The sequence below is a fragment of the Apibacter sp. B3546 genome, assembly GCF_009827885.1.
Lineage (GTDB): Bacteria > Bacteroidota > Bacteroidia > Flavobacteriales > Weeksellaceae > Apibacter.
This window is the reverse complement of record NZ_WINW01000018.1, coordinates 1-1,636: the sequence shown is the minus strand read 5'-3', so window position 1 is coordinate 1,636 and position 1,636 is coordinate 1. Positions and strand designations below refer to the sequence as shown.

The following is a 1,636-nucleotide window of genomic DNA, read 5'->3' as shown; positions in this document are numbered from 1 at the left end:
GATCAGGGTTTTGTATTAGTTCGTCTATCTTTTGAGGGGTTGCCGTAAGACCGTGTCTTAAGAGTTCTTCTATTCTTTCATCTACCCAGATAGCGAATTGAGTAGATAACTTTTGAGCTATTCGCAATGCAACTCTTTGGTGCGCCCATGTACCTCTTCCATTTTCAACTCTCAATAAATCAGTAGCTATAAAATTTTTTATAGCTGACAATTCAATAGCATATTCTTGTATTTCTTTTGAATTGACAATGGTTGATAAGTTTTTATTAGGAAATGCTTTTGCAAATTCTGTTACATTCACCATGATATCACCATTTCCAAACTGAAATGTAATCTTGTTTCCATTAAAAATAAATATTTGATTTTCCATAACTATATTAGATTTAATTTAAAGAGTTTCAAATAATTCTAAGTTTATTTTTTTATACCTGTTTAATTTTTCTGTATTACTCATATTCTTATGTGTTTTTGTCAATGATTATATTACAAATGTATAATGATTATATTACACAAACAAATACTAAATGTTAAATATTTGTTAAATAGTAATATGTTTATACTACAATTAAACCTGTAATGTAATATATATTACTACTTTTGTAATATATAATTATGTAATATGATTACTTTACAATTAGAAAAATTAATTAAAGAAAAAGGAGTATCTAAACTAGCTGAATTATTAAATGTGAATAGGCAAACTATATATTACTACATAAAACAAGGAGAAAAAAACTCTTTAGAAACTTTAGAAACCTTATCAGATGCTTTAGGTGTAAAAATTTCTGACCTGTTTATTGATAATAATGACGATTTAACAGGATATATTGAGTATATGGGAGAAGTTCATAAAATAAATTCTATCCAAGACTTAAGAAATCTATTAGAAAATATTGATGGTGAAAAAAGAAATTCAGATAATAAAATATAAGTAGTTAAATTTAAAAACTCGCACGCTGCATAACCGTCATGTTTCATTAAATATATGAGTTGTTCTTTATTTTATTTATTCAAATATATTGATACTGAGAACATTTGGAGGACTGCGTAATTTTTCGTACTCGTCAATAAATGGATAAGTATGTTTATTTTTGTTAAAACAAGTTAAAGATATGGGTTTAAATATTGAAAAAGTATTACATCAAAAGGGTTTAAATAAAGCTAAACTTGCCGAATTACTTGGAAGAAAAGATAATAGAAGCTATGTTACCAATCTTTTAAAATCTCCGTCTTACGCGTCATTAGAAAAAATAGCGGATGTTTTAGGGGTTGATGTTAAAGACTTATTTGATGACACCAAAGAAGAAGGCTTAACCGCGCTAATAGACTATAAAGGAGAACTTCTTAGAGCGAATACAATTGAGGAGTTACAAAATATATTAGATCTAATAAAAACAAAGGATAGATTACAAAAAGGATTATTAAAGAATAATTAGAAAATTTTTAATAGCTTTTAGAAAAGAAAATTTATTGAATTTATTCAACTATCAACAACAATTAGATATAGTTAGACACAATGAAAAAGAAAAAAAGAAAAAAGAAAAAGAAATTGAAAATATTCTAATCATTATTTAAGTTGCCTTTCTTGCTTTAATTGTGTAGCTAACCCTATAACTAGATCAGGGTTTTGTATTAG

Annotated in this window: 3 protein-coding genes; 2 read left to right on the top strand and 1 reads right to left on the bottom strand. The window is 26.1% G+C overall.

Annotated elements, in window-relative coordinates:
- The coding region (locus tag GFU93_RS04305) for a KilA-N domain-containing protein (protein WP_160567541.1) at positions 1 to 370 on the bottom strand (370 nt) is incomplete at its 3' end.
- 249 nt (positions 371 to 619) lie between these two features.
- Here GFU93_RS04305 and GFU93_RS04300 point away from each other — a divergent pair.
- Both GFU93_RS04300 and GFU93_RS04295 read left to right on the top strand, forming a co-directional pair.
- Positions 620 to 931 carry a helix-turn-helix domain-containing protein gene (locus tag GFU93_RS04300; RefSeq protein ID WP_160567539.1) on the top strand — a complete coding sequence of 104 codons (312 nt, stop codon included), beginning with the start codon at positions 620 to 622 and terminating at the stop codon, positions 929 to 931.
- 181 nt (positions 932 to 1,112) lie between these two features.
- A complete protein-coding gene (locus tag GFU93_RS04295) occupies positions 1,113 to 1,436 on the top strand; it encodes a helix-turn-helix domain-containing protein (RefSeq protein WP_160567537.1) in 324 nt (107 codons plus the stop codon).
- Positions 1,437 to 1,636: the final 200 nt, after the last annotated feature.

Bases quoted from the DNA above. Each gene is read 5' to 3' on its own strand.
- GFU93_RS04300 (WP_160567539.1), top strand. From the start codon at position 620: ATGATTACTTTACAATTAGAAAAATTAATTAAAGAAAAAGGAGTATCT.
- GFU93_RS04295 (WP_160567537.1), top strand. From the start codon at position 1,113: ATGGGTTTAAATATTGAAAAAGTATTACATCAAAAGGGTTTAAATAAA.